This is a genomic window from Streptomyces sp. NPDC055025 (assembly GCF_053608565.1).
The window spans coordinates 40,516-65,417 of record NZ_JBSGVS010000056.1 but is presented as its reverse complement, the minus strand read 5'-3'; the positions used below and the strand labels follow the sequence as shown (position 1 = coordinate 65,417).

Genomic DNA, 24,902 nt, shown 5'->3' with positions numbered 1-24,902 from the left:
TCTACCAGGTCACCCGCGAACTGCAGTTGCTCCTCGCGGTCTGGACCGGCGCCTGCCCCACCTGCCACCGCAACACGCCAGAACCGATACCAACCCGACCAAGCCCTACTAGGGCTTGTCTCCTTGAAAGGCTATGGGCGCCATTCCTGGCGGTAGGCGGGGTGTTCTGCGTATGACTGGGCAAGGACTTGAAGCCCGTATGCCAGGCCGGCCGAGCGGGAGTCCGAGGGATCCATGGCCTTGTAGTCGTGCGCCAGTTGCTCGGTCAGGTCGAGCATGGGGAGATGGCTGTCGAGAAGAGCCTCGCCGCCCAGGGTGTCGGCCACGTAGGCATAGGCGTGGTTGTCGTCCATGATGCGTGCGATGAGGAACGTCACAAGATCGTCCATGTGGCCCATCTTCACGGACAAGGCGCTTCGGCGGTCACGCGGCTGTCCAGATGAGGATGGCGGCGAGGTGGAGTGCGGCCTGGTAGGCGATGGCGAGCTTGTCCGTTCGCATGGCCAGGCCGCGCCACTGCTTGAGTCGGTTGATGCACCGCTCGACGGCGTTGCGCTGCTTGTACGCCTCGGCGTCGAAAGCTGGTGGGCGACCGCCGGCGCGGCCTCGCCGCAAACGGTGGCCGACCTGGTCGGACGGCTGAGGTATGACAGCGCGGATCCCGCGTCGGCGGAGGTGATTCCGGATCGCGCGGGATGAATACGCGCGGTCGGCCAGGACGGCCTCCGGCCGAGTCCTCGGTCTTCCGGGTCCGTTTCGCGGAACCCGAATGCTTGCCATGACGGTCTCGAAGGCCGGGGCGTCGCCCGCCTGGCCTGCGGTGACCAGAAGGGCCAGGGGCCGTGCACGGCTGTCGCTGGCAAGGTGGACTTTCGTGCTCAGGCCACCTCGGGAGCGGCCGAGGGCGTGGTCGTCAGGTTCGGCCCGGCCTGGCGCCCCTTTTTCCTGGCTCCGGCGGCGTGCTGGTGGGCTCGGCAGACGGTGGAGTCCACCGAGACGGTCCAGCCGATGTCGGCATCAGCGTCGGCTTCTGCCAGAACTGCGGCAAGGATGCGTTCCCAGGTGCCGTCCACGGCCCACCTGATCAGGCGTTTGTGAGCGGTCTGGAACGAGCCGAGCTCGTCCGGCAGGTCCCGCCAGGGCGAGCAGGTGCGGTACTTCCACGCGATGGCCTCCAAGGTTCGGCGGTGATCCGCCCATCGCCGACCGCGGACCGGATCGGTCGGCATCAGCGGCTCGATCCGGTCCCACATCGCATCAGTGATCACTAATCGGACGGACACACCCGATCAACTGACCAACCGATCAAAGAGACACGCCCTGGGTCTCGGGTTTGAATCGCGAAGGTATGGTCGGCCGGGCCTGGTTCACGACCAGGTGAGGGTCGCCGCATTCCATGTGCGGGTGGCGGCGTCGCCGTCGAGGAGTATGTCTGCGAAGGTGACGACCTGCCGGACGACGTCAATGAAGCGTTCGGGGTAGCCAGTTGCAGCAGGGCCCTGCCGACGGCGCCAAGCGGCGTACGAGGTCTGGCGACGCTCGCCGAGGTCGCTGATGGCGGTGCTGAGGGGTTTCAAGGTGATGCGGCGGTGTGCGGCTGTGGCGGTCAGCGCGGTGGTGAGTTCCTGGCCGTTGAGGTCGTTGAGGGTGAGCAGGCGGTAGAGGTCGCCGTAGTCGCGGTCGCGGGTGTTGAGGTCGCCGAGTGAGACGGCGGTGGAGAGCTTCTCGGCGATGACGGTGGCGAGTGGGTAGCCGAGGAGCTGGAAACTGTCCGTCGTGAGTTGCTGTGGGTAGTCGATGATCCGGGGGCCGGGAGTGATTGGATCACCGAAGCTGACATCCAGTTGGAGCTTGAGTCGTGCTCGGGCGATGGAGGCGGCCATGGACAGGCGTAGACCGTGGTACTCGTCCTCCTCGCGGATAGGCACGGTCTTGAGCGTCGCGGGATCGAATGCGACTCCGTCGTCGATCTCGTTAGTGGCGATGGCCCCGATCCTGTGGACGATCTCGGTTTCGGTGCCCGGGAATGAGCGGCCGAGGATGTCGATGTCGCGGGTCATCCGGCGTGCGCCGAACTGGGCGAGGAGCAGGCCACCCTTGAGGACGAAGTGTTCGCGGCCGAGGGGCGATGTGGCCAGGCGGTAGAGGAAGCGTTCGAGGACGTACTCGACCATGATTTCGTCTGTTGAGCGGCTGGTGCGGCGGGCCAGGTTGCGCAGGTCGTTGTAGACGCGGCCGGCGGTGGTGTCACGCGTGGGGTTGGCCATCAGGCGAGGACCGCCTCGACGGCAGGGCGGATGACGGAGAGAGCACCCAACTCGCGTGCGAAATGCTGGAGTTCGCCGACGCCGCTACGGCCGTTGTAGCGCAGGTAGCGGCCGAGTGCGGACAGGGCGAGGGTCTCGCCGATGCGGCTGCGGTGGCGCATTGCGTCGACGACGCTGCGGGCGGCGTTGTACACGGGGACGGTCTCTCCCGGAGCTGCTTCGAATCGTTCGACGCCGAGGGCGAAGGTCGCCGGGGCGTACTGCGCCACCACGGTTGGGGGGTAGGAGATCGTGGGGCGGCGTGTACCGCGCGGCACAGCGATGTGTACCGCTGTGGGGATGTCGTCGATGAGCTCGTGCAGGGCCAGGGCGGACTCGCCGCAAACGACGGCACGCGGAGCCCGTGCGCACACGGCCAGCAGATCTGCGTGCGCGGTCTCCGGTGCGTCTGCCCGCCGGTAGACCCCCCGGGACAGTTCGTCTATCTCTCCCGCCGCGACCAAGGACGTCAGATCACGGGGGGAGAGCAGTGCCTGGCGTGCCTGTGCCGTCGTGAACGTGGGGGTGAGGCCGGTCAGTCGCTGCTTCAGGCGGGAGGTCTCGGCGGCACTCATGTATTGAATAGTACCCCTGTGGTGGCCTTAGGGGATCGATTTGATACGTTTTCGCGGTTTCGACGGCCTGAGCGAAGCTGAGCAGCAACCGATGGTGTTGCGATTCCCCAGGTCAGGCGCCTGTCCTAGGGGACATCCCAGGGACTTTTCAGGGGCTTCCACGCCTGTCCCGGGGAGATTCCAGGGACTTTCCGCCGCGTAAGCAGGGAAGGCCCTGACAGCACTGAAAGATGCGAATGCGCTGGTCAGGGCACATCCGCCTAGCACTCGATGATGTTCACCGCGAGGCCGCCGCGTGCCGTCTCCTTGTATTTGACGGACATGTCCGCGCCCGTCTCCTTCATGGTCTTGATGACCTTGTCCAGGGAGACCTTGTGGCTGCCGTCGCCGCGCAGGGCCATCTTCGCCGCCGTGACCGCCTTGACCGCCGCCATGCCGTTCCGTTCGATGCACGGGATCTGCACCAGACCGCCGACCGGGTCGCAGGTCAGGCCCAGGTTGTGTTCCATGCCGATCTCGGCCGCGTTCTCGACCTGTTCCGCGCTGCCGCCCAGGACCTCCGCGAGGGCGCCCGCCGCCATGGAGCAGGCGGAGCCCACCTCGCCCTGGCAGCCGACCTCGGCGCCGGAGATGGAGGCGTTCTCCTTGAAGAGCATGCCGATGGCGCCCGCCGCCAGCAGGAAGCGGACCACGTTCTCGTCCTTCTCCTCCGCCGTGGCGCCGCCCGCCGCGAAGTTCATGTAGTAGTGCAGGACCGCCGGGATGATGCCCGCGGCGCCGTTGGTGGGGGCGGTGACCACCCGGCCGCCCGCCGCGTTCTCCTCGTTCACGGCCATCGCGTAGAGCGTGATCCACTCCATGGCGTGCGCCTGCGGGTCGCCCTCGGCGCGCAGCTGGCGCGCGGAGTGGGCGGCGCGGCGGCGGACCTTCAGTCCGCCCGGCAGGATTCCCTCGCGGGCCATCCCGCGTGAGACGCACGCCTGCATCACCCGCCAGATCTCCAGCAGTCCGGCCCTGATCTCGTCCTCGGTGCGCCAGGCCTTTTCGTTCTCCATCATCAGCGCGGAGATCGACAGGCCCGTCTCGCCCGACAGCCGCAGCAGCTCGTCACCCGTGCGGAAGGGGTGTGCCAGCACGGTGTCGTCGAGCTTGATCCGGTCCTCCCCCACCGCGTCCTCGTCCACCACGAACCCGCCGCCCACGGAGTAGTACGTCTTCTCCAGGAGGAGGCCGCCGTCGCCGTCGTACGCGAGGACCGTCATCCCGTTGGCGTGGTACGGCAGGGCCTTGCGCCGGTGCAGGACCAGATCCGTACCGGCGTCGAAGGCGATCTCGTGCACACCGAGCACATTGAGCCTGCCCTCGGTGCGGATACGTTCCGCCTGCTCGTCCGCGCGCTCCACGTCGACGGTGCGCGGGGAGTTGCCCTCCAGACCGAGCAGAACGGCCTTCGGGGTGCCATGGCCATGGCCGGTCGCGCCGAGCGAGCCGTACAGCTCGGCGCGGATCGAGACGGTGTGGGCGAGCAGGCCCTCGTTCTTGAGCCGGCGGGCGAACATCCGCGCCGCGCGCATCGGACCGACCGTATGGGAGCTGGACGGGCCGATACCGACCGAGAACAGGTCGAAGACCGAGATGGCCACGGGGGTGACTCCTTGCTGAGTGGTAGACGCCGTTGTCTGCCGGGGTGGTGCAGAGATGACGCGTACATACGGTTCGGGGCACCGCGCCGCACGGTCCAGTGTGCGCGGTGCCCCGTGAACCCCGGCCGAACGGATCACGTCGGACCGGGTGTTGCGGTGGATTCGAGCCGAACGCCACGTGGTCCGAGCCGGACGCCACGGTCGGTCCGAGCCCGTACGCCACTGTCGGGTCGGGTCGGACGCCACGGTCGGTCCGGGCCGAATGCCACGGTCGGGCCGGACCGATCGCCGCGGCTGGTTCGAGCCGGCCGGTTCGAGCCGGGGGGCGATCGGTCCGGGCCCTGGAGCCGGCCGCGGTTACTTCAGGCCGGGGTACAGCGGGTGCTTCACGGCCAGCGCGGAGACCCGCCCGGCCAGCTCGTCACGGTCGAACGACGGCTTGAGCGCCGCCGCGATGATCTCCGCGACCTCGGTGAAGTCCTCGGTGGTGAAGCCGCGGGTGGCCAGCGCGGGCGTGCCGATCCGCAGGCCCGAGGTGACCATCGGGGGACGCGGGTCGTTCGGGACGGCGTTGCGGTTGACCGTGATGCCGATCTCGTGGAGCCGGTCCTCCGCCTGCTGGCCGTCCAGCTCGGAGTCGCGCAGGTCGACCAGGACCAGATGCACGTCCGTACCGCCGGAGAGTACGGAGACGCCCGCCTCGGCCACATCCGGCTGGACCAGCCGCTCGGCGAGGATCCGCGCGCCCTCCAGGGTGCGCCGCTGGCGCTCCTTGAACTCCTCCGTCGCCGCGATCTTGAAGGAGACCGCCTTGCCCGCGATGACATGCTCCAGCGGGCCGCCCTGCTGACCAGGGAAGACCGCGGAGTTGATCTTCTTCGCCAGCTCCTTGGTGGAGAGGATCACACCCCCGCGCGGGCCGCCCAGGGTCTTGTGCGTGGTCGTGGTGACGACATGCGCGTGCGGCACCGGGTTGGGGTGCAGCCCCGCCGCGACCAGACCGGCGAAGTGCGCCATGTCGACCATCAGATACGCGCCGACCTCGTCCGCGATCCGGCGGAACGCCGCGAAGTCGAGCTGACGGGGGTACGCCGACCAGCCGGCCACGATCAGCTTCGGACGGGACTCCTTGGCGAGCCGCTCGACCTCGGCCATGTCGATCTGGCCGGTCTCGCCGTCGACGTGGTAGGCGACGACGTTGTAGAGCTTGCCGGAGAAGTTGATCCTCATGCCATGGGTGAGGTGCCCGCCGTGGGCGAGGTTCAGACCCATGATCGTGTCGCCGGGGGAGAGCAGCGCGAACATCGCCGCCGCGTTCGCCTGCGCGCCCGAGTGCGGCTGTACGTTCGCGTGCTCGGCGCCGAACAGCGCCTTCACCCGGTCGATGGCGATCTGCTCGACCACATCGACATGCTCGCAGCCGCCGTAGTAGCGACGGCCGGGGTAGCCCTCGGCGTACTTGTTGGTCAGGACGGAGCCCTGCGCCTCCATGACCGCGACCGGGGCGAAGTTCTCCGAGGCGATCATTTCGAGCGTGGACTGCTGGCGGTGGAGCTCGGCGTCGACCGCGGCGGCGACGTCCGGGTCGAGCTCATGGAGTGAGGAGTTCAGAAGCGACTTCGAAGACATCACAGTCCCTGGGGTGTCAGTGGCCGGAGCAGGTCAGTTGCCGGAAAAGTCTCGGTACTCGTCGGCGGTGAGCAGATCGGACGGCTCTTGCGCCACGCGTACCTTGAACAGCCAGCCGCCTTCGAACGGAGCGGAGTTCACCAGTGAGGGGTCGTCCACCACGTTCTGGTTCGTCTCGGTGACCTCACCGGTCACCGGGGCGTAGAGATCGCTGACCGACTTGGTCGACTCCAGCTCCCCGCAGGACTCGCCCGCGGTCACCGTGTCACCGACCTCCGGGAGCTGGGCGAACACGACATCGCCGAGGGCGTTGGCCGCGTACTCGGTGATCCCGACCGTCGACACCCCGTCCTCGGGGTCCGTCAGCCACTCGTGCTCCTTGGTGTAGCGGAGCTGCTGGGGGTTGCTCATGACCTGAATTCTCCTGTACGCGGGGGAGTGGTGCGGAACGGCTGTCTTGCGGAACGAGACGGAACGAGAAGGAGCGAGACGGAACGGGATACGGCCGGGCGGCTCCGGCACCCGCACCGGGACGGCTCCGAGGCGGTCCCTGGACGGCTCCGGAGCGGTCCAGGGACGGTACCGGGACCGCTCCGGGACCCGGGAGGACGGCACCGGGGCGCCCAGGGAAGGCGGGACTCCGAAGTCGTCCGTATCACTTCTGGCGCTTGTAGAAAGGCAGCGCCACGACCTCGTACGGCTCGTGGGTGCCCCGGATGTCGACCCCGACGCCCGGCGTCTGCGGCCCGGCGTACGAGGCGTCGACGTACGCCATGGCGATGGGCCTGCCCAGGGTGGGGGAGGGAGCGCCCGAGGTGACCTCGCCGACGACCACGCCGCCGGCGACGACCTGATAGCCCGCCCGGGGGACCCGGCGGCCCTCGGCGACCAGACCGACCAGCTTGCGGGGCGGCGCGCTCGCGGCACGCTCGGCCGCCGCCTCCAGGGCCTCGCGTCCGACGAAGGCGCCCTCGTTCGACGTCTTCCCGAACTTCACGACCCGGCCGAGGCCCGCGTCGAACGGGGTGAGACCGGTGGTCAGCTCGTTCCCGTACAGCGGCATCCCGGCCTCCAGCCGGAGGGTGTCGCGGCAGGAGAGCCCGCACGGCACCAGACCGACGCCCTCGCCCGCCTCGGTCAGCGCCCGCCACAGCGTCTCCGCGTGCCTGGGCTCGACGAACAGCTCGAAACCGTCCTCGCCGGTGTAGCCCGTCCGGGCGATCAGGGCGGGGACACCGGCCACGGTGCCCGGCAGACCCGCGTAGTACTTGAGCCCGTCCAGATCGGCGTCGGTCAGCGACTTGAGGATGCCCGGGGACCGCGGCCCCTGGACGGCCAGCAGCGCGTACGCGTCACGGTCGTCGCGCACCTCGGCGTCGAAGCCGTCCGCGCGTGCGGTCAGCGCGTCCAGCACGGTCTGGGCGTTGGAGGCGTTGGCGACGACCAGGAACTCGTCCTCGCCGAGGCGGTAGACGATCAGGTCGTCCAGGATTCCGCCGTCCTCCCGGCAGATCATGGTGTAGCGCGCGCGGCCCACGGCGACGGCGCCGATGTCGCCGACCAGCGCGTAGTCGAGCAGCCGACCGGCGGCGGGTCCCGAGACGGTGATCTCGCCCATGTGCGAGAGATCGAAGAGCCCGGCCCTGGTCCGTACGGCGTTGTGCTCGTCGCGCTCGCTGCCGTACCGCAGCGGCATGTCCCAGCCCGCGAAGTCGGTCATGGTCGCGCCCAGCGCGCGGTGCACGGCGTCGAGAGCGGTCGTACGGGGGGTACTGCTCGGCGGGGCGTGATTCATCGGAGTGGCTCCCAGGGCATGACGACGAGGACGGTCCTCCCCATCTGTCATCGGAACCTGAGAGGTTCACCACGACCACCCGTGTCAGGGGTCATGACTTGCACCTTGGGTGGGGCCGCCGCACAGCGGCCCGCTTTTCAGATCTGCCTCATCCACGCGGTACGGGGCCTGAGAGATTCAAGGGAGGAACTTGCTCCTTCGGCGCCCGGTGCACACGGTGACCGGGACTCTCCCGCGCGGATTCAAACGGCCGGTATGCAGTTGGCGGGCACATCATCGCACGCATCCGGGTGGTTCGGAGCGCCTGGCCCGCAACTTGCCGGACGGCGTGAAAAGCTTGTGGCGCATTACCATTTCTTTACACTTTGTGGGCAAGGTTCATGGGCCAGACCGACTGAGCTGACAGGGGGACGGCGAACATGTCGCAGAGGGCGGGGGCATATGTGACGACCGCGGGGGTGCCGGCGCAGCAGGGGGTGTCCGACCGGGAAGCCGTGGCGCGGCCCGTGGCGGTCGTACGGGATCTACGGGGGCGGCGGGGCCGGGTGCCGGAGTCCCTGGTCTTCACCGCCGGGGATCTGGTGGTGGTCTCCGGGCTGCCGGGCAGCGGCAAGTCCACCCTGATCCGGCGGGCCGCCGCGGGCGGCGGGATCGACTCGCAGGACGCCAGGGACCGCTGGGAGCGCAGACTGCCGGGCAGCCTCCCCTATGCCGTCTACCGCCCGCTCGTCCGTATAGCGCATTACGCGGGACTGCGGCGCGCGCTCCGCTCCGGCGAGAGCGTGGTCGTGCACGACTGCGGTACGCAGAGATGGGTACGGCGCTGGCTGGCCCGCGAGGCCCGCAGACGGGGCCGCGGGCTCCATCTCGTCCTGCTGGACGTGGCACCGGAGGTGGCCCGCGAGGGCCAGCGGGAGCGCGGTCGCGGGGTTTCCGGCTACGCGTTCGCCCGCCATCGCAGGGCGGTCCGCCGTCTGCTGGTCGGCGCCGAGTCGGGCCGGCTGCCCAAGGGCTGTGCCACGGCGGTGCTCCTGGACAGGGACGCGGCGGGAGCGCTGGACCGGATCGTCTTCCCCCCGAAGCCCGGCCCCTGACCCCGAAGCCCGGCCCGTGACGGCGCGGTGACCGCCGCACACGCGGGTACGGGCCCCCGCCTGCGGCGTTAGGGTGCTGCGGCAGGCACGAGGGTGGAGGAAGCGACTGTGAACACTGCATGGCCGGGCAATGAGCTGGAAGAGGTGCTCGCCGCCTCGCTCGGCAGCCGGGGGGCGGGCGGACGGCTGGTGGAGGTGCTCGGACGCAGCGAGGTCTGGGTGCCGCTGCCCAACGGCGGGGGGCCGGACAGCCCCGGTCTCGATCTGCCGACCCTGGAGATAGAGGGCGCGCCCTATGTCCCGGTCTTCAGCTCCCAGCAGCAGTTCCTCCAGTGCGTCGGCGCCCATATGCCCTTCACCGTGGCGCCGGCCCGTGATTTCGCCCGGGGCCTGCCCCCGCAGCTCGGTATCGCGGTCAACCCGGGCGGCATGGTCGGACTGCCGCTGCCGCCGCCGGCCGTCGCCGAGCTGTGCCGGGCGGGACGGACCGCGCTCGACGGACAGGCGAGCGGCGCCCGGGTCAGGCTCTTCCAGCCGGACTGGCAGGAGGACCCGGTCGACTTCCTCTCCGCCGCCGCGGAGGAGTTCGAGACATCCGGTGTGGTGCTCTCGGCCCGCCGCGCGCTCGCCAGCGTCGAGGGGGACTCCCCGGCGCTCTTCATCGGCGTACAGCTCTCGTCCTGGGAGAGCGCCGACCGCAACGCGCCGCTGGACGCGCTCGGGCGCGCGCTGGGGCGGGTAGGGGTGGGCTGGCCCGTCAATCTGATCCTGCTGGATGTGGCCCAGGACCCGGTGGGCGACTATCTCCTGGCGAAGGTGCGGCCGTTCTACCAGCGCGCGTAGAGGCGTCGGCCGCGGCGGTCGCGGGTACGAGAGGCGCGATACGCGATACGCGAGGAGCGGTCACCCCGGACGGAGCGCAGGCCCCGTCCGGTCGCCGGCGGGGAGCGCACCGGGCGTCAAGGGTGTGTCAGGGCGGCCCCCTAAGCTGGTTTGATGGCTGGGCCCCCGTGTGCCGGTACGGGCCCTCCCGCACAGGGGCCGACGGGCTCCGGGGGTGCTGGCCGAATGGTGGATCGAAGAGGGGCGGGACCCACAGTGAGCGCGTCAGGCACCGCGGCGGCCGGGCAGGTCGAGCAGATGCTGCGCCAGGTGACGCCAGGACGCTACGACGCGTACGAGGCGCTCCTCCAGGCTCTCGCCGACGACAGCGTCTGGATGCTGCTCTGGCACGGCCGGGCCGGCTCACCGGACTCCCAGTACGGCAACATGGAGGTCGACGGGCTCGGGTACGCCCCGTGCGTCACCTCCGCCCAGGAGCTCGCCGTCAGCGGCTGGACCCGCGCGCACGAGGTGGTCACCGGCCGTGACATCGCCCGCGCGCTCTACCCCGACCGCTGGGGCATCTGGCTCAACCCGCACGCGCCCGGCGGCGGGATCGGCATCCCCTGGCTCGATCTGCGGCGGATCGCCACCGGGCTGGAGCGGATGCCCGCGGGACCGCTGCGGCTCTCCGAACCGGCCATCGCGCTTCCGCAGTTCTACGCCCTGCTCACGCAGAACGCCCACCGCACCCCCGCGGTCCGCTCGCTGCGCCGCGCCTGGGTGCAGCCGGCGCTCGGGGTGCCGTATCTGACGATCGGCCTCGATCTGTACGACACGAGCCCGGCGTCCGTCGACTCCGTACGCGCGATGATGCGGCAGTCGATCACGGCGGTCCCGGACGGACTGCCGGTGTCGACGGTGGCGATGTCCGACGAGTACGACCCGGTGACGATGTGGCTGCGGGCCAATTCCCGCCCGTTCTACGACCGCGAGGCGCACGCGGGGCCGGCGCCGACCTCCGGATACGGCTATCCGCCGCCCGCTTCCCACGCCTACTGAGCCCCCGGGCGTCCCCCGCGTCCGCCGGACGACCTGCCGCGCACGATACGGATGCTCCGATTCCGCCGTAGATCGGACGAGTTGAGTCGTATGTCCGATCTGGTGGAATAGTGACCGAGTTGGTCCGCTGAGACGAGCGTGCCGTCCGGATAACGGAACACCTCTACCCGCATCACGTTTGAGCAAACATTCCCCGTTGGGGCTGGCGGGTGATCGCGAAGTGGTTGAAGACTCCGGGGAGCAGGTGGTCTCGGCCTAGTGTGCGATGCGCTGACAGAAGCAGTTCCCGCCACAGGGAGACCACGTGCGTCATGTGATGTGAAAGTGCCGCTACAGCGGCGGTCATGGGCCGGCCACCGTCGGCCGAGAGGGGTCTCCAGCGCAATGACGGCACCTATCGAGACCACCGGGTCGGCGGCGACAGCGCAGCCGGAAGCGGTCCTGGAGGGCGCCGGGGGCAAGCAGATCGAAGGCCGTTCGCTCGGCCGGATCGCGTGGACGCGTTTCAAGCGGGACAAGGTCGCCGTAGCGGGCGGCGTCATCGTGATCCTGCTGGTTCTTGTCGCCGTACTGTCCAAACCGATCCAGGCGGTGTTCGGTCTCGACCCCAACGCCTTCAACCAGGATCTGGTCGATCCCACCCTGCTGGCGCCCAAGGGGGGCTTCGGCGGTATGAGCTGGGATCACCCGCTGGGCGTCGAACCGCAGACCGGGCGTGACATCCTGGCCCGTATCATCGAGGGCTCATGGGTCTCCCTGGTGGTCGCGGCCGGATCGACGTTGCTCTCGGTCGTCATCGGCGTCGTGATGGGCGTCGTGGCAGGTTTCTACGGCGGCTGGGTGGACAGCGCCATCAGCCGCATGATGGACACCTTCCTCGCCTTCCCGCTACTGCTTTTCGCGATCTCGATCTCGGCGTCGCTCCAGGGCAACGCCTTCGGTCTTGAGGGGCTTCCGCTCCGTATCGCCGTACTGATCTTCGTGATCGGCTTCTTCAGCTGGCCGTACATCGGCCGGATCGTGCGCGCGCAGACGCTCAGCCTGCGTGAGCGGGAGTTCGTGGAGGCGGCCCGGTCGCTGGGTGCGCGGGGACCGTTCATCCTGTTCCGGGAGCTGCTGCCGAACCTGGTCGCGCCGATCCTCGTGTACTCCACCCTGCTCATCCCCACCAACATCCTCTTCGAGGCTTCCCTGAGCTTCCTGGGTGTGGGTATCGCTCCGCCACAGGCTTCATGGGGCGGCATGCTGTCCACCGCGGTCGACCTCTACCAGGTCGACCCGATGTTCATGATCATCCCCGGCATGGCGATCTTCATCACCGTGCTGGCTTTCAATCTGCTGGGGGACGGGCTGCGTGACGCACTCGACCCCCGTGGCAAGTAATAGCGGCCCTGCCGCATCGGTCAATCGAGGGGGCTTTCCTCAGGATGAACAGCAGAAAGACGGCAGCGGCCATCGCCGTGACGCTGGCCATGGCGCTCGGTGCGAGTGCCTGCGGCAGCTCCGACAAGAACGACAGTGACGGCAACAAGGGCGGCGGGGGCGGCAGCGCCAAGGCCGATGCCGCGATGTCGAGCATCGTCAACTCGACCGACAAGAAGGGGGGGACGGTCGTCTTCGAGCACTCCAGCGGCCCGGACTCCCTGGACCCGGGCAACACGTACTACGGCTGGGTGCAGAACTTCTCCCGCCTGTACGGCCGTACCCTGGTCACCTTCAAGCCGGCCGCCGGCAAGGAAGGTCTGGAGGTCGTCCCCGACCTCGCGACCTCGCTCGGCAAGGCCAGCCCCGACGCCAAGACCTGGACGTACACGCTCCGCAAGGGCGTGAAGTTCCAGGACGGCACCGAGGTCACCTCGAAGGACGTCAAGTACGCGATCGAGCGCAGCAACTTCGCGCCCGAGGCCCTCTCCAACGGTCCGACGTACTTCAAGTCGTACCTCGTGGGCGGCGACAAGTACAAGGGTCCCTACAAGGACAAGTCCCCCGAGGGTCTGAAGTCGATCGAGACCCCGGACGACTACACGATCACGTTCAAGCTGAACAAGCCGTTCGCGGACATGGACTACCTGGCCACCTTCTCGCAGACCGCCCCGGTTCCGCAGGCGGCCGACAAGGGTGCCGAGTACGTCCAGAACATCGTGTCCTCCGGCCCGTACAAGTTCGACTCGTACAGCGAGAGCAGCGGTGCGACGCTCTCCCGCAACCCCGAGTGGGACCAGGCCAGCGACCCGATCCGCAAGGCGCTGCCGGACAAGATCGAGCTGAAGCTCAACATCAACGCCACCACGATCGACGAGCACCTGCTCAACGACACGATCACGGCGGACGCCGGTGGCACCGGGCTCCAGTCCAAGACCCAGCCGAAGGTGCTCGTCAAGGCCGACGAGAAGGCCAAGACGGACAACCCGTACGCGGGCGCGCTCCAGTACATGGCGATGAACGTCAACGTGAAGCCGTTCGACAACGTCGACTGCCGCAAGGCCGTGCAGTACGCGGTGGACAAGGCCGGTGCGGTCAACTCCATCGGTGGTTCGGTCAAGGGTGACCCGGCCAGCACGCTGATCCCGCCGTCGGTGAGCGGTTACAAGAAGTTCGACCTGTACGCGACCCCGGGCAACAAGGGTGACGAGGCCAAGGCCAAGGCCGCGCTGACCGCCTGTGGCAAGCCGGGCGGCTTCAAGACCACGCTGACGGCCCGCGCGGACCGTCCCGACGAGGTCACCGTCGCCACCCAGATCCAGGAGAGCCTGAAGAAGGTCGGGATCACGGCGGACATCAAGACGTTCCCGTCCGACAAGTACTTCACGGACTTCGCCGGTGTGCCGGCCTGGGTCCACAAGAACAACGCGGGCCTGATGATGATGGCCTGGGGTGCCGACTGGCCCAGTGGATTCGGCTTCCTCGACCAGATCGTGAACGGTTCGGCCATCAAGCCCTCCGGTGGCACGAACCTGATGGAGCTGAACGACCCGAAGATCAACAAGGCGCTGTCGGACGGCATCGGCACCGTTGACCCGGCCGCCCGTCAGGCCGCCTGGGGCAATGTCGACCAGCTCGTCATGGAGAACGCCTCGGTCGTCCCGCTGTTCTACCGCAAGAACCTGCTCTACCGTCCCGCCTCCGCGGGCAATGTCACGGTCACCGAGGCGTACCTCGGCATGTACGACTACACGCTGCTGACCTCGACCAAGTGACACCGGTGGCACCGGGAGGGACCGGTGCCACCCCGTAACACCTGTAACACCTGTACATCAAAACAGCACCCCCCCGAAAGGCAGGTGAAGGTGCCGGGCCGTCCTGGCGTACCCCGTCAGGACGGCCCGGCACCAAACGGCTGTGGCTGCGTACATCATCCGACGCGTCTTCGCCGCGGTGTTGCTGCTGCTGGTGGTCAGCGCAGTCACGTTCGCGATCTTCTTCCTTGTGCCCCGCCTCGGCGGGCAGACGACCGACTCGCTGGCCGCCCAGTACATCGGCAAGAGTCCCACCCCGGACGCCATCGCCGCTGTCAAGAAGAACCTGGGGCTCGACCAGCCTCTCTACCTGCAGTACTGGCACTTCATCAAGGCCATCGTGGTCGGAGCCGAGTACAACTTCGGCCCCAACCCCTCGATCTGCCATGTGCCCTGCTTCGGCTACTCGTTCAAGACACATGTCGAGATCTGGCCCCAGATACTCGAGCGCGTGCCGGTGACCCTGTCGCTCGCCGTCGGCGCGGCGGTCCTCTGGGTGATCTCCGGTGTCGCGATCGGTGTGCTCTCCGCGCTCAAGCGGGGATCGATCTTCGACCGGCTGGCCATGGGCGTCGCCCTGGCCGGTGTCTCGCTGCCCATGTTCTTCACCGGTCTCGTCTCCCTCGCCCTGTTCAGCTTCCACTGGACGATCTGGGACGGCCTCCACTTCGTACCGTTCACCGAGAATCCCGGTGAGTGGGCGTGGAATCTGATCCTTCCCTGGTGCACGCTCGCCTTCCTCTACTCGGCGCTCTACGCACGGCTCACCCGCGCGGGAATGCTGGAGACGATGGGCGAGGACTACATCAGAACCGCGCGGGCGAAGGGGCTGCGGGAGAGCCGGGTGGTCGTCAAGCACGGTCTGCGCGCGGCGCTGACCCCGCTCGTCACCATCTTCGGCATGGACTTCGCGCTGCTGCTCGGCGGCGCGGTCATCACCGAGAACGTCTTCTCCTTCCAGGGCATGGGCGCCTACGCCATCCTGGGCGTGAAGCAGAGCGACCTGCCCATCGTGATGGGCGTGACACTGGTCGCCGCCTTCTTCATCGTTGTCTGCAACCTGCTGGTGGACCTTGTGTACGCCGCGATCGACCCCCGGGTGAGGCTCTCATGAGCGACGTACAGAAGACCGACGCGGACCAGGCCGCCACGGGTACGGGTACGACGGGTGCGGGCGCGGGTACGGGTTCCGCCGGGGGCGCCGCCGACAAGTTCCTCTCCGTACGCGATCTGCGGATCCACTTCGACACCGACGACGGTCTGGTGAAGTCGGTCGACGGCGTCAGCTTCGATCTGAAGGCCGGCCAGACCCTCGGTATCGTCGGGGAGTCCGGCTCGGGCAAGTCCGTGACCTCGCTGGGCATCATGGGGCTGCACAGTTCCGAGCGGGCCAGGATCTCCGGTGAGATCTGGCTGGACGGCGAGGAGCTGATCGGCGCCGGCACCGAGCGTGTGCGCAAGCTGCGCGGCCAGAAGATGGCGATGATCTTCCAGGACCCGCTGTCCGCGCTGCACCCGTACTACAGCATCGGCGCGCAGATCGTGGAGGCCTACCGCGTCCACAACGCGGTGGACAAGAAGACCGCCAAGAAGCGGGCCGTCGAGATGCTCGACCGGGTCGGCATCCCCGAGCCCGCGCGGCGCTACGACGACTATCCGCACCAGTTCTCCGGCGGTATGCGCCAGCGCGCGATGATCGCGATGGCCCTGGTCAACAACCCGCAGCTGCTGATAGCCGACGAGCCGACGACCGCCCTGGACGTCACCGTCCAGGCGCAGATCCTCGACCTCATCCGGGATCTCCAGAAGGAGTTCCACTCGGCGGTCGTCATCATCACCCACGACCTGGGCGTCGTCGCCGAGATCGCGGACGAGCTGCTGGTGATGTACGCGGGCCGCTGTATCGAGCGCGGGACCGCGGAGAAGGTCTTCTACCAGCCGCAGCACCCCTACACCTGGGGTCTGCTGGGCTCGATGCCGCGTATCGACCGGGAGCAGACCGACCGGCTGGTGCCGGTCAAGGGAACCCCGCCGAGCCTGATCAACGTCCCGTCCGGCTGCGCCTTCCATCCGCGCTGCCCGTACGCCGACGTCCCCAAGGACAACATCACCCGCACCGAGCGTCCTGAGCTGCGGCAGATCACCGACGGGCACTTCTCCGCCTGCCATATGTCGCCGGCGGAGCGGGAACAGATCTGGACCGAAGAGATTGCGCCGAAGCTGTGACTGATCCGAGCAAGAAGATTCCCGAGCAGGGGGCGGGCCAGGGACCGGACGGTTCCGGCCCCGAGCCGCTCCTCAAGGTCACCGGCCTGGCCAAGCACTTCCCGATCACCAAGGGTGTGCTCAAGCGCAAGGTCGGAGCGGTCCAGGCGGTCGACGGGCTGACCTTCGACGTCCGCCCCGGCGAGACCCTCGGTGTGGTCGGCGAGTCCGGCTGCGGCAAGTCGACGATGGGCCGGCTGATCACACGGCTGCTCGAACCGACCGGCGGAAAGGTCGAGTTCGAGGGCCGGGACATCACGCATCTGTCCGCCGGCGCCCTGCGGCCGATGCGCCGTGACGTCCAGATGATCTTCCAGGACCCGTACGGCTCGCTGAACCCGCGCCACACCGTCGGCGGGATCATCGGCACCCCCTTCAAGCTCCAGGGCATCGAGCCCGAGGGCGGTGTGAAGAAGGAGGTCCAGCGGCTGCTGGAGCTGGTGGGCCTCAGCCCCGAGCACTACAACCGCTATCCGCACGAGTTCTCCGGCGGCCAGCGGCAGCGCATCGGTATCGCACGGGCGCTCGCGCTCAACCCGAAGCTGGTCGTGGCCGACGAGCCGGTCTCGGCGCTGGACGTGTCGATCCAGGCGCAGGTCGTGAACCTGCTGGACGACCTCCAGGACGAGCTGGGTCTGACCTATGTGATCATCGCGCACGACCTCTCGGTCATCCGCCATGTCTCGGACCGGATCGCGGTGATGTACCTCGGCAAGATCGTCGAGCTGGCGGACCGCGCGTCGCTGTACGAGTCACCGAAGCACCCGTACACCAAGGCGCTGCTCTCCGCGGTGCCGGTGCCGGACCCGAGCAGGCGCGGGGCGAAGAGCGACCGGATCCTGCTCAAGGGCGATGTCCCGTCGCCGATCAATCCGCCGAGCGGCTGCCGCTTCCACACGCGGTGCTGGAAGGCGACGGAGATCTGCAAGACGACCGAGCCTCCGCTGCTCCAGCTGGCGCCGGGCCACCAGGCGGCCTGCCACCACCCGGAGAACGTGCAGGACACCGTGTCGGTGACGGCGCGGGAGACGGTGGAGGTGCGCGCCGAGGCCGGGTCGGGGGAGACCGGGACCGAGGACGGGCCGAAGGACGCCGGCGCGGGACCGGACGCCGGGGCCGGGGAGTAGCTGGCAGCACGGTGGCGCGCGGGTGCCCGACCCGGGTACCGGAGCGCGCGACAGGCAGGGCCGGCCGGCCCCTGGTCCCCACGGGGCCGGGGGCCGGCGGCATGTGCGCCCCCACCGCGTTCGTGCAGCGGAGGGGCCGGAGTTCTCACGGCTGTAACCCTTGTAAGCTACTGCTTAGTACAGCCATCTTGTAGGGTTGTCTTCCATGGCACAGGCATCCATCGCGTCCATCGGCGACAGCGAGTTCGACCGCGCTACGGCCCTCACCCGGCGGGAACCGGGCGTCCACGACGCGCTGCTCTCCCCGGGATGGACGATCATGAACGTCCTCAACGGGGGCTATCTGCTGGCGCTGATCGGCCGCGCGCTCGGCGACACCCTGCCGCACACGGACCCGTTCGCCGTCTCGGCGCACTACCTCACCCCGTCGACCCCCGGCCCCGCCGTGGTGCGTACGGAGGTGATACGGACCGGCCGTACGCTCTCCACCGGCCAGGCGTCCCTCTTCCAGACCGCCGAGGACGGCTCCGAGGTCGAGCGGATCAGGGTGCTCGCCTCGTACGGCGATCTGGACGCGCTGCCCGACGATGTGCGGACGGCGGCGAAGCCGCCCGAGATCCCACCGCTGGAGCGCTGTGTCGGCTCCGCCGACGGGCCGCCGCCGCCCGGCGACTTCGCGATGATCGACCGGCTCGATCTGCGGCTCGACCCGGGGACGGCCGGCTGGGCCGTCGGCGCTCCCTCCGGGCTGGGCGAGATGCGCGGCTGGTTCCGCTTCGCGGACGGCCGTGACACCGATCCGCTCGCCCTGCTGCTGGTCGTGGACGCGCTGCCGCCGACCGCGTTCGAGATGGGCCTCAAGGGCTGGACCCCGACGGTCGAACTGACCACCCATGTGCGCTGCCGCCCGGCGCCGGGCCCGCTCCGGGTCGCCCTCACCACCCGTAACCTCGCCGGAGGCTTCCTTGAGGAGGACGCGGAGATCTGGGACAGCGCGGACCGCCTGGTGGCCCAGTCCCGCCAACTCGCCCGCGCGCCACGCGGCTGACGCCCCGGCGGGTCACGGCCCCGGCCGGGCGGGCCCCGCGCACCGTCGGCGCGGGAGCCGGTCTCCTCGGGGTGAGGCCAACTCGGTGTCGCGGGCCGGGGATCCGGACGTGCCGTGCCGGGGGTCCGGTCGCGGCGCCGGCGGCCGGTCCGGTGGGGTGCGGGGCGCGGCCGGTGCGGACCGGGCGCGTGTACGGCTTCCGTGACTCGTAGAATCGAGCTCACCATGGCTTACCTCGACCACGCCGCGACCACTCCGATGCTGCCGGAGGCGATCGAGGCGATGACCGCCCAGTTCGGCTTCGCCGGCAACGCCTCCTCGCTCCATGCCGCCGGCCGCCGGGCCCGCCGTACCGTCGAGGAGGCCCGCGAGACGCTCGCGGAGGCCCTTGGCGCACGGCCCAGCGAGGTGGTCCTCACCTCGGGCGGCACCGAGGCCGACAACCTCGCCGTGAAGGGCCTGTACTGGTCCCGCCGCGCCGCGGACCCGGCCAGGACCAGGGTGCTGGCCAGTCCCGTGGAACACCACGCCGTCCTCGACGCCGTGCACTGGCTCGGTGAGCACGAGGGCGCGACCGTCGAGTATCTGGCGGTCGACTCCCACGGCCGGGTGCTGCCGGAGACACTGCGCGAGGCCGTCGCGCGTAACCCGGGGGATGTCGCCCTCGCCACCGTCATGTGGGCCAACAACGAGATCGGCACCATTCTGCCGGTCCGTGAACTGGCCGAGGTGGCCGCGGAGTTCGGGATTCCGCTGCACTCCGACGCCGTCCAGGCCTTCGGTCAGACGGAGTTGGACTTCGGTGCCTCGGGGCTCGCCGCGATGACCGTCTCCGGGCACAAGATCGGCGGCCCGTACGGCATCGGCGCGCTGCTGCTGGGCCGTGAGTACACCCCCGTACCCGTACTGCACGGCGGTGGCCAGGAGCGCCATGTGCGCTCGGGCACCCTCGACGTCCCCGCGATCGCCGCCTTCGCCGTCGCGGGCCGGCTCGCCGCCGAACGGCGCGAGCGGTTCGCCCAGGACATCGGCGCCCTGCGGGACGAGCTGATCGAGGCCGTACGCGCGGCCGTCCCCGATGCCGTGCTCGGCGGAGACCCCGCCCACCGGCTGCCCGCCAACGCCCACTTCAGCTTCCCCGGCTGCGAGGGCGACTCGCTGCTCCTGCTGCTCGACGCCCAGGGCATCGAGTGCTCGACGGGCTCGGCCTGTACGGCGGGTGTGGCGCAGCCGAGCCATGTCCTGCTCGCCACCGGCAGCGACCCCGATCTGGCCAGGGGCACCCTGCGCTTCTCCCTCGGCCACACCTCGACCAGGGCGGATGTGGAAGCGGTGGCGAAGGCCATCGGCCCGGCCGTCGACCGGGCCAGAAGCGCCGGGCTCAGCTAGGCCGGTGCCGGTGCCGGTGCCGGTGGCGCGTCGCTGCCGGGCGCGGCACGAGGTCCGACCGGCTCAACCCGGTCCTGGCCCGCTCGGCCAGGACCTGTCGCGGCCGCACAGGACCACGTCCTGACCCTGCCCTGCCCCGGCCGGCCCGACCGCCCCGGTGTCAGACCGTGCCCGTCCGCTCCCTGTCCGTGCCCGCCTCCCGCACCAGCTCCATATAGCGGTCCCAGTCCCAGTACGGCCCGGGGTCCGTGTGGTCCGTGCCCGGGACCTCCACATGGCCGATGATGTGCTCCCGGTCCACGGGGATGTCGTACCGCGCGCATATCCCGGCCGTCAGCCGCGCCGAAGAGCGGTACATCGCGTCCGTGAAGGACGAGCGCCGGTCCACCCATCCCTCGTGCTCGATGCCTATCGACCGCTCGTTGTAGACGCGATTGCCCGCGTGGTACGCCACGTCCAGCTCGCGGATCATCTGCGCCACATGGCCGTCCTTGCGCACCACATAGTGCGAGGCGGCGCCATGGGACGGATCGCGGAAGACCTTGAGCGCCACCTGATAGCTGCCCTGGACGACATGGATCACCACGCGGTCCACCACATAGTCGTCGGGCCTGTCCGCCCGGCGCCAGTTCGCCGGGGAGGCCGCGACCCACTGCGCCGACGCGTAATCCAGCTCACCTTCCTTGCGCGGCTTGTCGATGCCCGGCACCCGCCACCACAGCCGCGAGACCTTCTCGTGCGCCAGCACACCGCCGCCGAGCAGCGCCGCCGCGCCGCCGATCAGCACCGTCCTGCGATTGATCTCCCCGGAATCCGCGGCCCTGCGATGGCGTCCGCCGCCGCCCCTGCCCCTGGCCGTGCCCGGTGTTTTCTCGCCCATGTGATCGTCAACGCAAACCGGGGCGACTCCGGTTCCCGCCGGGCCGTACTCTGGGGAGGCCATGACTCAGAATCCCCAGCGCCCACTCCGTGTGCTCGCCGCCATGTCGGGCGGCGTGGACTCCGCCGTCGCCGCCGCCCGTGCCGCCGAGGCAGGCCACGACGTCACCGGAGTACATCTGGCGCTCTCCGCGAATCCGCAGTCCTTCCGTACGGGCGCGCGCGGCTGCTGCACCATCGAGGACTCCCGCGACGCGCGCCGCGCGGCCGATGTGATCGGTATCCCGTTCTACGTGTGGGATCTCGCCGAACGTTTCCGTGAGGACGTCGTCGACGACTTCGTCGCGGAGTACGAGGCGGGCCGTACCCCCAACCCGTGTCTGCGCTGCAACGAGAAGATCAAGTTCGCCGCGCTGCTCGACAAGGCGCTCGCCCTCGGCTTCGACGCCGTGTGCACGGGCCATTACGCGACGGTCGTCACCGGCGAGGACGGCACCAGGGAGCTGCATCGCGCGAGCGACATGGCCAAGGACCAGTCGTATGTCCTCGGGGTGCTGGACGAGCGGCAGCTCGCACACGCGATGTTCCCGCTCGGTGACACCCTCACCACCAAGGACGAGATCCGCGCGGAGGCCGAGCGCCGTGGTCTGGCCGTGGCGAAGAAGCCCGACAGCCATGACATCTGCTTCATCGCGGACGGCGACACCCAGGGTTTCCTCGCGAAGCGTCTGGGCCGGGCCGAGGGCGACATCGTGGACGAGTCCGGTACGAAGGTGGGCAGCCACGACGGCGCGTACGGCTTCACCATCGGCCAGCGCAAGGGCCTGCGCATCGGTCATCCGGCCGCCGACGGAAAGCCCCGCTACGTCCTGGACATCTCGCCCGTCGACAACACCGTGACGGTCGGCCCCGCGACCGCGCTGGATGTCGTGGCGCTGACGGCCGTCAAGCCCCGCTGGTGCGGTACGGCGCCCGAGGGCCCCGGTGGCTACACCGCCCAGTTGCGCGCGCACGGCGGTGAGACCGCGGTGACGGCGGAGCTGACGGACGGGACACTGCGGGTCAGCTTCGCGGAGCCGGTCCGCGGGGTGGCCCCCGGCCAGGCGATCGTGCTGTACGACGGCACGCGCGTGGTCGGCTCGGCGACGATCGCGACGACACGGCGGCGTACGACGGCACTGGCCGGCTGACGAGCGGCCGCCCACCGGGTCGGCCGCCCACCGGGTCGGGCGCTCATCGTTCTCGGCCGCCCACCGGGTCGGGCGCTCACCGTGCTGGGTTGCCGCTCGCGAGGTCGGCCGTCCGGCGGAGAGGCCCGTTCCCGTGCGGAGGCCGTGCGGCCCCCGCACGGGGGTGAAGTCCGTGTCCGGGTGACGGGGGCGCCGTCTACCTGCCCGTCTGGAGCGCGGACCAGGTGGCCGCGCCGACGATGCCGTCCGCGCCCAGCCCACGCCCGCTCTGGTAGTCACGGACCGCCTGCGCCGTCCCCGACCCGAACTGTCCGTCGATGGACACCGTCCGTCCGAGCGCGGCGGTCAGCGCGCGCTGGAGACGCTCCACGGCCGCGCCCGTGCTGCCTTCCCGCACCACCGGGGTGCTGCCCGCGGCGAGCAGGGCCGTCCAGGTACGGGCGCCGACGACACCGTCCGAGGTGAGACCCCGGGCGGTCTGGAAGGACCTGGCCGCGTTCACGGTCCGGGTGCCGAAAACGCCGTCCGCGGTGCCCGCGTCGTACCCCTGCTGGTTCAGCAGGGTCTGGACCGCCGTCACCTGGGCGCCGGTGGAACCACTCCTGAGGGTGGAGTACGAGGCGAAGTTGAGCTGCACGCCCCCGCCGCCGGAGCTGCCGCCCACGAGCTGCATGTAGTAGTTCCAGTTCCAGTTCGGCCCCGGATCGGTGTGGTCGTTGCCCGGTACCTCGGCATGGCCGACGACATGCGCCCGGTCCTTGGGGATGCCGTACCGGTCGCACAGATACTTCGTCAGGGCGGCCGAGGAGCGGTACATCGCGTCGGTGAACCAGCTCGGGTCGGCGACGTACCCCTCGTGCTCTATCCCCAGGCTGGAGGAGTTGGCCGAGCGCGCGTGGTACGCGGTGTCGCTGTCGCGGACCATCTGCGTGACCGCGCCGTCCGACGAGCGCACCACATAGTGCGAGCTCACCTGCGAGGACGGGTTCTGGAACCAGCTGATGGTCCCGGCGTACGAGCCCTGGGTGACATGGACGACCACGGTGCTGATCGACGCGCTCCGGCCGGCGGAGTAGTTGGCCGCGTTGGCGGGGACCCAGGCGGCGGGCGGATAGTCGGGGCTGAGCGCGGCGCGCTGCCGGCCGCCGGCCGCGTCGGCCGCGTCCGCCGCGTACCGTCCGCGCTCGGGCTCGACGGCGCGCGGCCGTACGGTGACCCGCTCGCCGCCCGCGACATCGGCGGTGATGCCCTGCCCGAGGAGCGTGTAGACGGTGTCGGCGTAGAGCCGGGCCGTGGCGGTGTCGGTGGCTCCGCCGTAACGGGCGACCACCGGGTACCACTCGTCCACGCTGCGGCGCTCCGCGGCGTCCAGCCCCAGCCCGTCGGCGTAGGAGCGCAGTACGGCCGCGCCGCCGCGGATGTTCGCCGCCGTGTCCGTACGCAGCCCGGTGCTCGGCTCGCCGGTCAGCTCGGCGGCCTTCTCCAGGGTGCGGCTCCGCGGATTGCTCACGAGATGCATCACCCCGTAGCCATTGGCCTGGCTCGGCTCGCCACGGTGCCCGTCGAGGTGGGTCTCGCCGTATCCGACGGCCACCAGCAGATCCCGCGGCACACCGAATTCCGAGGCCGCGCGCGCGAAGGCCCGGTCCATGGAGTCACGGTCCGCCGGGCCGACGGGAGCGGGCGCGGCGCCGGCGGGCTGGGCCGTGGCGATGAGCGCCGCGGTGACCAGAGCACCGAGCGCGGACAGTGCCGTCCGTCTCCATGGCGTCGATCGTCGGTACATGCTTCCTCCTGGTCGGTCGGTTCGACGGTCTCCGCGCGAGCGGATCCGGGGTCTACGCCCGTTGAACGACCAGACCTATCGGTGAGTCATGCCCATGTCAAGAGTCTCCAAGTGGCCCCGCGCTGAACGAGGTTGGGCGATTCTGACATCTCGTCACGCACGGACCTCCGGGTCCACGCGGCGCGCGATGTCCACGCGGCGCGCGATGTCTACGCGGCGAAGAAATCCTCCAGCACCGGTGCCAGCACATGCGGGGCCACATCGTGGGTCTGGCCCGTCAGGGTGCGGTGGCGGCCCCGGGGCAGGGCCCTGGCCACCGACCTCGCCGTGTTCCGCAGGAGGATCGGACTGCATCCGCCGTCCACGACCATCGAACGGGTCCTGATGGACTTCAGCCGCTCGGCCGGGACCAGCCCCGGGCCCAGCACCGCGTTGTCGTACGCGAGCGTCTCCGCGAGCGCCGTCAGATCCGCCCACATCGGCGACCGCCGCATGCCGCTGATCATCTCGGGCGCCACTCCCACGACGGTCATGAACAGCTCGACCGCCTCGGTCCTCCGCCCGCGTGCCAGCAGACCGGGAAGGCGCTCGGCGTAGGCCGCGTACTCCGCCAGGTCGGTCGGATCGGTGGCGTACGGCGGTTCGTACACGGCGAGCTGAGTGACCGTCAGCCCGGCCGCCGCCGCTTCCAGTACGAGTGCCGCGCCCGAGGAGACGCCGTACACGGACGCGCTGCCGCCCGCCTCCGTGATCAGGGCCGCCAGATCCTCTATCTCCCTCTCCACGGCGTACGGAGCGGTGTCACCGCTCGCGCCGCGCCCGCGCCGGTCGTATATGAGCACTTCGAAGACCGGCGCGAGCAGCTTCGCCAGCGGAGCCTGTGATTCCGCCGTATTGAGCGCGCCACCGACCAGAATCACCGGTGGGCCCTCGCCCGTCCGCCGGTAAGCGATGGAGGTACCGTCCCCCGATTTGGCAGTACACACGTGGTCCATGGTGATGCAGACCGGCGCGCCGCGTACAACTCATCGCCCAACGGCGAAGATTTTTCCCGGT

22 protein-coding genes and 1 riboswitch are annotated in these 24,902 nt (G+C 69.7%); of the genes, 11 read left to right on the top strand and 11 right to left on the bottom strand.

Annotated elements, in window-relative coordinates; genetic code table 11:
• Nucleotides 1-131 precede the first annotated feature (131 nt).
• The 8 genes from ACWGDX_RS29420 to gcvT all read right to left on the bottom strand — a co-directional run bounded on the left by ACWGDX_RS29420 (nucleotide 132) and on the right by gcvT (nucleotide 7,948).
• Nucleotides 132-389, bottom strand: a complete 258-nt coding sequence (locus ACWGDX_RS29420) for a DUF6221 family protein (protein WP_453630368.1) — start codon at nucleotides 387-389, stop codon at nucleotides 132-134.
• 34 nt (nucleotides 390-423) lie between these two features.
• A protein-coding gene (locus tag ACWGDX_RS29415) for an IS5 family transposase (protein ID WP_453630380.1) occupies nucleotides 424-1,253 on the bottom strand; the annotation gives its coding sequence in 2 pieces (ribosomal slippage) (nucleotides 424-941 and nucleotides 941-1,253; 831 coding nt in all).
• Nucleotides 1,254-1,367: 114 nt separating this feature from the next.
• Entirely contained in the window at nucleotides 1,368-2,267 is a 900-nt protein-coding gene (locus tag ACWGDX_RS29410) for a nucleotidyl transferase AbiEii/AbiGii toxin family protein (RefSeq protein WP_453630366.1), read from the bottom strand.
• Nucleotides 2,267-2,881, bottom strand: coding sequence for a type IV toxin-antitoxin system AbiEi family antitoxin domain-containing protein (locus ACWGDX_RS29405; RefSeq protein WP_384023669.1), 615 nt, complete (start codon nucleotides 2,879-2,881; stop codon nucleotides 2,267-2,269). The genes ACWGDX_RS29410 and ACWGDX_RS29405 overlap by 1 nt, the downstream gene beginning before the upstream one ends.
• 260 nt (nucleotides 2,882-3,141) lie before the next feature.
• On the bottom strand, nucleotides 3,142-4,524 hold the full coding sequence (locus ACWGDX_RS29400; protein ID WP_453630363.1) for an L-serine ammonia-lyase: 1,383 nt from the start codon (nucleotides 4,522-4,524) through the stop codon (nucleotides 3,142-3,144).
• 357 nt (nucleotides 4,525-4,881) lie between these two features.
• Nucleotides 4,882-6,153, bottom strand: coding sequence for a serine hydroxymethyltransferase (gene glyA / locus ACWGDX_RS29395; protein ID WP_453630361.1), 1,272 nt, complete (start codon nucleotides 6,151-6,153; stop codon nucleotides 4,882-4,884).
• Between the two features lie 33 nt (nucleotides 6,154-6,186).
• The gene (gcvH, locus tag ACWGDX_RS29390) at nucleotides 6,187-6,564 is read right to left on the bottom strand and encodes a glycine cleavage system protein GcvH (protein ID WP_453630359.1); all 378 of its coding nucleotides are present in this window, start codon (nucleotides 6,562-6,564) and stop codon (nucleotides 6,187-6,189) included.
• Nucleotides 6,565-6,808: 244 nt separating this feature from the next.
• A complete protein-coding gene (gcvT, locus tag ACWGDX_RS29385) occupies nucleotides 6,809-7,948 on the bottom strand; it encodes a glycine cleavage system aminomethyltransferase GcvT (protein ID WP_453630357.1) in 1,140 nt (379 codons plus the stop codon).
• 147 nt (nucleotides 7,949-8,095) lie between these two features.
• Nucleotides 8,096-8,193: riboswitch (glycine riboswitch) on the bottom strand.
• Between the two features lie 174 nt (nucleotides 8,194-8,367).
• Between gcvT and ACWGDX_RS29380 the strand changes: the two genes are divergently transcribed.
• From ACWGDX_RS29380 to ACWGDX_RS29335, 10 genes are all read left to right on the top strand, one after another.
• Nucleotides 8,368-9,042, top strand: a complete 675-nt coding sequence (locus tag ACWGDX_RS29380) for an AAA family ATPase (protein ID WP_453630355.1) — start codon at nucleotides 8,368-8,370, stop codon at nucleotides 9,040-9,042.
• A 108-nt stretch (nucleotides 9,043-9,150) separates the two neighbouring features.
• Nucleotides 9,151-9,885, top strand: coding sequence for an enhanced serine sensitivity protein SseB (locus ACWGDX_RS29375; protein WP_453630353.1), 735 nt, complete (start codon nucleotides 9,151-9,153; stop codon nucleotides 9,883-9,885).
• 255 nt (nucleotides 9,886-10,140) lie between these two features.
• A complete protein-coding gene (locus ACWGDX_RS29370; protein WP_453630351.1) occupies nucleotides 10,141-10,926 on the top strand; it encodes an enhanced serine sensitivity protein SseB C-terminal domain-containing protein in 786 nt (261 codons plus the stop codon).
• Nucleotides 10,927-11,310: 384 nt separating this feature from the next.
• A complete protein-coding gene (locus ACWGDX_RS29365; protein ID WP_066945608.1) occupies nucleotides 11,311-12,309 on the top strand; it encodes an ABC transporter permease in 999 nt (332 codons plus the stop codon).
• 44 nt (nucleotides 12,310-12,353) lie between these two features.
• Entirely contained in the window at nucleotides 12,354-14,123 is a 1,770-nt protein-coding gene (locus tag ACWGDX_RS29360; protein WP_453630348.1) for an ABC transporter substrate-binding protein, read from the top strand.
• A gap of 142 nt (nucleotides 14,124-14,265) precedes the next feature.
• On the top strand, nucleotides 14,266-15,276 hold the full coding sequence (locus ACWGDX_RS29355; protein WP_383032951.1) for an ABC transporter permease: 1,011 nt from the start codon (nucleotides 14,266-14,268) through the stop codon (nucleotides 15,274-15,276).
• Nucleotides 15,273-16,388 carry an ABC transporter ATP-binding protein gene (locus tag ACWGDX_RS29350; RefSeq protein ID WP_453630346.1) on the top strand — a complete coding sequence of 372 codons (1,116 nt, stop codon included), beginning with the start codon at nucleotides 15,273-15,275 and terminating at the stop codon, nucleotides 16,386-16,388. Before ACWGDX_RS29355 ends, ACWGDX_RS29350 begins: the two co-directional genes overlap by 4 nt.
• Nucleotides 16,385-17,554, top strand: a complete 1,170-nt coding sequence (locus tag ACWGDX_RS29345) for an ABC transporter ATP-binding protein (protein WP_453630344.1) — start codon at nucleotides 16,385-16,387, stop codon at nucleotides 17,552-17,554. Before ACWGDX_RS29350 ends, ACWGDX_RS29345 begins: the two co-directional genes overlap by 4 nt.
• Nucleotides 17,555-17,759: 205 nt before the next feature.
• Entirely contained in the window at nucleotides 17,760-18,602 is an 843-nt protein-coding gene (locus ACWGDX_RS29340; protein WP_453630342.1) for a thioesterase family protein, read from the top strand.
• A 225-nt stretch (nucleotides 18,603-18,827) separates the two neighbouring features.
• Nucleotides 18,828-19,991, top strand: a complete 1,164-nt coding sequence (locus ACWGDX_RS29335) for a cysteine desulfurase family protein (RefSeq protein WP_453630340.1) — start codon at nucleotides 18,828-18,830, stop codon at nucleotides 19,989-19,991.
• 160 nt (nucleotides 19,992-20,151) lie between these two features.
• On the opposite strand, the gene ACWGDX_RS29330 is transcribed toward ACWGDX_RS29335, so the two are convergent.
• Nucleotides 20,152-20,871, bottom strand: coding sequence for an N-acetylmuramoyl-L-alanine amidase (locus tag ACWGDX_RS29330; RefSeq protein WP_453630338.1), 720 nt, complete (start codon nucleotides 20,869-20,871; stop codon nucleotides 20,152-20,154).
• A 61-nt stretch (nucleotides 20,872-20,932) separates the two neighbouring features.
• On the opposite strand from ACWGDX_RS29330, the gene mnmA reads away from it, so the two are divergent.
• Complete coding sequence (gene mnmA / locus ACWGDX_RS29325) at nucleotides 20,933-22,060, top strand: tRNA 2-thiouridine(34) synthase MnmA (RefSeq protein WP_453630336.1); 1,128 nt, start codon at nucleotides 20,933-20,935, stop codon at nucleotides 22,058-22,060.
• 196 nt (nucleotides 22,061-22,256) lie between these two features.
• Here mnmA and ACWGDX_RS29320 read toward each other — a convergent pair whose 3' ends face one another.
• The gene (locus tag ACWGDX_RS29320; RefSeq protein WP_453630334.1) at nucleotides 22,257-23,846 is read right to left on the bottom strand and encodes an N-acetylmuramoyl-L-alanine amidase; all 1,590 of its coding nucleotides are present in this window, start codon (nucleotides 23,844-23,846) and stop codon (nucleotides 22,257-22,259) included.
• A gap of 209 nt (nucleotides 23,847-24,055) precedes the next feature.
• Complete coding sequence (locus ACWGDX_RS29315; RefSeq protein ID WP_453630332.1) at nucleotides 24,056-24,841, bottom strand: alpha/beta fold hydrolase; 786 nt, start codon at nucleotides 24,839-24,841, stop codon at nucleotides 24,056-24,058.
• Nucleotides 24,842-24,902 lie beyond the last annotated feature (61 nt).